The 5,791-nt window shown below is 61.6% G+C and carries 3 protein-coding genes; all 3 read left to right on the forward strand.

Annotated features, from left to right (window positions below):
- Nucleotides 1–70 precede the first annotated feature (70 nt).
- Complete coding sequence (locus tag H4Q31_RS21250) at nt 71–1,876, forward strand: phospho-sugar mutase (RefSeq protein ID WP_185181075.1); 1,806 nt, start codon at nt 71–73, stop codon at nt 1,874–1,876.
- 78 nt (nt 1,877–1,954) lie between these two features.
- Nucleotides 1,955–3,982 carry a DUF5693 family protein gene (locus H4Q31_RS21255; RefSeq protein ID WP_311771783.1) on the forward strand — a complete coding sequence of 676 codons (2,028 nt, stop codon included), beginning with the start codon at nt 1,955–1,957 and terminating at the stop codon, nt 3,980–3,982.
- A 1,171-nt stretch (nt 3,983–5,153) separates the two neighbouring features.
- Nucleotides 5,154–5,791: polysaccharide pyruvyl transferase family protein (locus H4Q31_RS21260; RefSeq protein WP_185181074.1), on the forward strand; the 638-nt coding region annotated here is incomplete at its 3' end.

The raw sequence follows: 5,791 nt of genomic DNA on the forward strand, positions 1-5,791 counted from the left end.
AATCGAGTAACTTGGGAGCCCGGGGTGCGAAACTGCGGAGATACTTTAGATGGGAGAGGATGAGGGAATCATGTCGAACGAGACGAGAGCTGCTGAACAGTACCGGGCTTGGCTGGAGGATCCGGCAGTCGACGAGCAGACGAAGGAAGAGCTTCGCGGCATTGTCGATCAACCGAAGGAGATCGAGGACCGCTTCTACCGCGATCTGGAGTTCGGCACTGGCGGATTGCGCGGCGTCATGGGCGCCGGGACGAACCGCATGAACCGGTACATCATCGGCAAGGCGACGCAAGGATTCGCGGCGTATCTGCTTAGTGTTGCGGGTGCAGGGCAAAGTGCCGGCGCAATTGCTGCTGCCACAGGTGCAGCCGCTGCCGCCGGTGCAGCCGCAGGCACAACCGCTAACTGGGACGCGGCCGCCGCGCCATCCGTCGTGATCGCGCATGATTCCCGCAACAACTCCGACGTCTTCTCGCTGGAGGCGGCTTGCGTGCTGGCTGCGAACGGCATCAAGACTTACCTGTTCCGCTCGCTCCGCCCGACGCCCCAGCTGTCGTTCGCGGTGCGGGACCTGAAGGCTTCCGGCGGCATCGTCGTCACGGCGAGCCACAACCCGCCGGAGTACAACGGGTACAAGGTGTACGACGCCACGGGCTGCCAGCTCGTGCCTGCTGACGCAGAGCAGGTCATCGCCGCGATTCGCGAGGTCGAATCGTTCGATCAGGTGAAGCGCCTCACTCCGCAGGAGGCGGAAGCGCAAGGCCTCATCGTCTGGCTCGATGAAGAGGCAGACGAGAGATTCACGGATGCGGTCGCCAATCAAAGCGTCAATCCGAAGCTTATGAGAGAGCGCGCGGGAGCTGCGCTTCAGGTTGTTTTCACGCCGCTGCATGGCACTGGCAACCTGCCGGTTCGCCGCGCGCTGGAGAAGGCGGGCTTCACGAACGTACACGTCGTGCCCGAGCAAGAGAAGCCGGACGGCATGTTCCCGACGGTGAAGTCGCCGAACCCGGAGGAGCACGAAGCGTTCACGCTGGCCATCGCGCTCGCGGACAAGGTCGGCGCGGATCTGATCATCGGCACGGACCCGGACGCCGACCGGATGGGCGCAGTCGTGAAGAACGACGAAGGCCGCTTCGTCGTGCTAACCGGCAATCAGTCCGGCGCCCTGATGGTGCATTACCTGCTCTCCAACCTGAAGCAGCAAGGCAAGCTGCCCGCGAACGGCGCGGTCGTGAAGACGATCGTCACGAGCGAGATGGGCGCGGATATCGCCGCCGCCTATGGCTGTACCGTCATGAACACGTTGACGGGCTTCAAATATATCGGCGAGCGGATGAACGAGTTCGAGAAGACCGGCTCGCACCAGTTTCTTATAGGATATGAAGAGAGCTATGGCTACCTGACCGGCACTTATGCGCGAGACAAAGACGCGGTCGTCGCCGCGCTGCTCATCTGCGAAGCGGCCGCTTATTATAAGGCGCAGGGCAAGACGCTCTACGACGTGCTGCTCGAGCTGTACGAGCAATACGGCACGTACCTGGAGAAGTTGGAATCCCGCACGCTGAAGGGCAAGGACGGCGTCGCGCAGATCGCCGCCATCATGAGCGATTGGCGCGCCAACCCGCCAACTGAGGTTGCGGGCGTCCGAGTCACCCAAGTGCTGGATTACGAGCAAGGGCTGGACGGCCTGCCGCGCGAGAACGTGCTGAAGTTCCTGCTGGACGATGGCTCGTGGTTCACGCTGCGGCCGTCTGGCACGGAGCCGAAGATCAAAGTGTACTTCGCGGTTCGCAAGCAGGGGCTGCCTGCGGCTGAAGCTGCAGTGGCGCGTCTCGCTGCGGATGTCATGGCGCGCGTCGACAGCTTGAGTTGATCGGACGACTGTCGGGAGAGAGCTAAGGCATTATTTTTATCAATAATGGTTTATGGAACAACTAGAGGAGTGACTGCAGTGCCCCAGTGGCTGGAACGTTGGAATCGCAGCTTCGCCAAGTGGCTGTGGGTAGTCGTGCTGATCGGCTTGGTCGGCACGCTGCCGCTGATATATGCCCGTATGCAGACGGAAGCTTCGGCCAAGAAAGTCGAATTCGTCATGGATTATCGCGACCTGTTGCAAGCATCGATGACGCAACCCGATCCGCAGAGCTATGTGGACAAGCAGTTAACTCTCCTGAAGAGCGCGGGCGTGAATGCCATGTCCGTGTACGAGAGCACGCTGGAGGAGCTGGTGTGGGCCGGCGAGGTGTCGGTGTTCGGCGCTCAGCAAGCGGCGATGCTGGAAGGCAAGCTGCCGCAGGTTGGCGACAACCGCACCTATCTTCTATTTAATAAGCCGGAGGATGAGGTTGTATATCGCCCGATGATCGAAGCGGCATTCGCGGCGGAAGGCGTCAGCGGCTGGTCAGCGCAAGGACGCGACGGCCTGCTCATTGGCACGAGCCCTGACTACGCGACGATGCGCGCGATGCAGCCGAACCCGCTCGCGATCCAGAAGCTGAGAGACTTGGGCTTCCTCATCGTTCCTCGCTTGTCGGACCGCCTGCCTTATAACGACGAAGAGATCGGCAGATGGATCGATTCGTTCAAGGCGAACGGCGTGACGAGAATTATTTTCGACGGGGATGCGGTGACGGGTTATAGCAATCAGGCGGCGCAAGGGAGCCTGAATCTGTTCGCCGAACGGTTGAAGCAGGCGGGCATCGGCATCGGCGCGATCGAGAATCTGAAGGCTCCGCAGAAGGGCTTCGGCACGCTGTCCAAGCTGCTGGATTACGACGTCGTGCGCGTGCATTCGGTATCGGAAGCCGAGATGAGCGCGGCGAATCCGAGCACCCTGGCGGATCGGTTCCTGCTGGCGGTCAAGGATCGCAACCTGCGCATGATCTATCTGAACGCCATGGCAGCCAAGGATGTGTCGAAGGGCCAGATCAACGTTCCGATCGACACCATTGCGAAGTCGCTGGCGGGCCCGGATGGCGCGATCAAGCAGATCGGCGAATTCGGATTCGTTCCAGGCGAAGCGCATGCATTCGATGTACACAAGGCCCCGGTCGAAAAGCTATGGAAAGCGCTGGCGATCCTCGGCGCCGTCGCGCTGATTGCGTTAACGATCGGCCTGTTCATCCCGGCGATCCTGGTGCCGGTAACGATCATCGGCCTCATCGGCGGCGCAGGTGTGCTGGCCCTCAGCTCCTCCCTGCTCGATCAGGCGCTCGCCTTGGCGACAGCGATCGCGGCGCCGACCGCTGCCATGGCGCTGCTCATCCGCTGGCTGCGGACGAAGCATGACCGCAAGGACGCCCTGCCGCGCTCCGCTTGGGCACGGCTCGGCGGCGCCATTCTGCTGTACGTGAGAACATCAGTTATCTCGGTGTTCGCGGTGCCGTTCGTCATCGCGCTGCTGAACGACATCACATATGAGCTCGTGCTCCAGCAGTTCCGCGGCGTCAGCCTGCTGCACCTCGCGCCGATCGCGCTGGTCGCGCTGTACGCGGTGCTGTATGGATACGGAAGCTCGGTTCGGGCTAATGTAGTGAACCTGCTCAAACAACCGATTACGGTTCTATGGGTCGCCGTGATCGCGGTAGTCGGCGCGATGGGCATGTACTACCTGTCCCGGACCGGCAACGGCGGCGCGGCATCGGGCCTGGAGCTGCAGTTCCGCTCCTTCCTGGAGAGCACGTTCGGGGTTCGCCCGCGGACGAAGGAGTTCTTGCTTGGCCATCCGATTTTCCTAGTTGGCCTGTTCATCGCGCTGCGTTACCGTTGGGGACTGGTGCTGATCGTCGCGGCGACGATCGGGCAGCTGTCGATGGTCGACACGTTCGCCCACATCCACACGCCGGTGTACCTGTCCGCGATGCGCGACCTGCTCGGCCTCGCGCTGGGCGGCGCCATCGGCCTCGTCGGCATCGCCGTCTGGCGGATCGTCGAGGTGCTGTGGCAGCGCTACGGCTCTGCGGCTATAAGGCGGGCATAAGGCAAGTGCGGTCAAGCGGGCTTAGGGGCAAGCGATGGTGAAGCGGGCTTAGGAGCACGTGCGCTCAAGCGGGGGTTCAGGGGCAAATGCGGGTGCTTACGGCAGGCGCGGTGAAGCGAGTTTAGGGTAAGCGCGGGTGAAGCGGGCTTAGGAGCACGCGCGCTCAAGCGGGGGCTCAGGGGCAAATGCGGGGGCTTACGGCAGGCGCGGTGAAGCGAGTTCTAGCGTAAGCGCGGGTGAAGCGGGCTTAGGAGCACGCGCGCTCAAGCGGGGGCTCAGGGGCAAATGCGGGTGCTTACGGCGGGCGCGGTGAAGCGAGTTCTAGCGTACGAGCTGCGTATGGCGACCGGTATCATTCGGGCGCGCGGCCTCCTCTCCGGCATCGCATGAACGTTGGACAAGCTTCACAAGCTAAACGATAGACGCCAAGAGGCTGTTCCGGAAGTCTTGTTGCGAGACGGAGGAACAGCCTTTGCTTGGAACGGTAGATTACTGTTATCGAAGCGGCTACATGTTAGCCGGAAGCGCAGGGGAAGAGCGCGCGGTTAGTTGGCGATGGTGCCGGGCGTGTGCTTGGTGGAGCTGCGTCGAGTGTGCGGGTTCGTTAGGGGAATATGGTGCTTAGTGCGCCAGTTAGGTGGAGTGGTGCTGAGTCCGTGGATTAGTTAGTCAATGGCGATGAGCGATAACGGAATCACGTTCCGCTATTTCGAAGATTGATATGTGAGTGTGCGATATAACGGAAGCGTGTTCCGTTATTTGCCCTTTAGCGTTGGATGGAGAGCGAGAATCTGCCGAATAACGGAAATCCGTTCCGTTATGAGTTCAAAGCGCGGTGCTGCGGTGGAAATAACGGAATGCTGTTCCGTTAAGCCGTTAGCGTCCAGCGGGGATATGTGGAAGAGCGCACTCAGTACGAATGCGCTGATCCGTGCAAAATGCTGGCGTTCCGTATAAATGCTGACGTTCCGTATAAATGTTGCCGTTCCGTCTAAATGCTGACGCACAAAAGCGGCGCTGCCTACAAATTGGCGGTTCTCCGCACAGCCGCGGAGAGAGGCTGCAGAGGCTTCGCATCACCTCTCATCCAATCGTGTCTGAGTAAATTCTCATGGGATTTCTAATCGGAAGGAATCCCATTCTAATGTAAACGTGGGCGGTGAGTGCCATAATGAAGGAAAATCCAAACGGCAAGGTCAACCGTCTCGTGCTGTCCGGCTACTATGGATATCGCAACAGCGGGGATGAAGCCGTGCTTCTGAGCATACTAACGGCATTGGAACAGGCTTCCAAGACCAAGGGTGTCGCGATCGAGCCGATCGTGCTGTCCGGCGATCCGGCGTGGACGGAGAAGCAGTATGGCGTTCGCGCCATGCCGCGCATGGGCGTCGGCAACATCCGCGCCGCGCTCCGCGGGAGCGACGGACTCATCAGCGGCGGCGGCAGTCTGCTGCAGGATGCAACCGGGCTGGGCTCGATTCCGTATTATTTGGGCGTGATGGAGATTGCCCGCTGGTGCGGCAAGCCTGCGTTCGTCTACGCCCAAGGAATCGGGCCCGTGAACCGGGCGCTGTTCCGCCCGTGGATCGCGCGCGCGATGCGCAAAGCCGCCTACGCGAGCGTGCGCGACGCCGAATCGGCCGAATTGCTCGCCCGATTCGGCGTCCCCCATGACCGGATCGACGTCGTCCCCGATCCGGTCATGGGCTTGCCGCTGCCGCCGGCTGCCGATGACGCGGACCCCCGGTCCGCGTCATCGGCCCCGGCCGGCGCCAGCGGCGACGCCTTCGGCGGCGCGGGCGCAGCCGC

The organism is Cohnella lubricantis (assembly GCF_014212015.1).
GTDB classification, from domain to species: Bacteria; Bacillota; Bacilli; order Paenibacillales; family Paenibacillaceae; genus Cohnella; species Cohnella lubricantis.

Coding starts and splice junctions, on each gene's coding strand:
- H4Q31_RS21250 (WP_185181075.1), top strand. CDS start 71: ATGTCGAACGAGACGAGAGCTGCTGAACAGTACCGGGCTTGGCTGGAG.